At 70.6% G+C, this 596-nt stretch carries 1 protein-coding gene; it reads left to right on the top strand.

Features of this window, described 5'->3' with window-relative positions; genetic code table 11:
- Positions 1-596, top strand: a 596-nt coding sequence (locus AKI01S_RS52460; protein ID WP_439951721.1) for a hypothetical protein, incomplete at both ends; no start/stop codon positions are given.

Genomic DNA, 596 nt, shown 5'->3' with positions numbered 1-596 from the left:
TGGCGCTGGCGGCGCTGACCTCCGGCGACCAGACCTTGGTTGAGCGGGGGCTGAATCATCTGGGTGGCCGCCTGCTGCACCAGGAGTCGCTGTATGGGGAGACCGGGACAGCGGCCCTGTATGTTGCCGCGCTGTTGGCCAACTCCGACAGCCAACCGTCGCTGAACCCGACTTGGCGGATCTACCAGCGGCCGCTGCGCGCCAACCTGCTGGCCTGGCTGGCGGGGGTGGCCGAGGTCGTCAGCGACAAGGAAGAGCAAGCGGCCCATCAGCATGGCGTTGTCGGCTGGGAGACCCTGGCGACCGTGCAGGAGGTCCGCGCGCTGCGCCCGGCCATGTACCAAGCGGTGGCGGGATGCCTGGACGACCCCGACCCCATGGTTGCCGAGGCGGCCCTGGGCGCGGCGGTGCCGTTGCTGGACGACCCGGCCCTTGTCCACCTCCGGCCCGTGCTGGCGCCACGGGTGCGGCACGAGTTGGCCATCAGCGCGGAACGAGGGTGGCGGTTTGTCGCCATCCGCGGGCTGAGAGCGTGGGGCGAAGACACCACCGCATTGGCCGCCCACGCCGAGGTGGCCGAGTACGAACAGTGGCTG

It is taken from the genome of Actinomadura kijaniata NBRC 14229 (genome assembly GCF_001552175.1).
Taxonomy (GTDB): domain Bacteria; phylum Actinomycetota; class Actinomycetes; order Streptosporangiales; family Streptosporangiaceae; genus Spirillospora; species Spirillospora kijaniata.
This window is presented reverse-complemented; position numbering and strand designations above follow the sequence as displayed.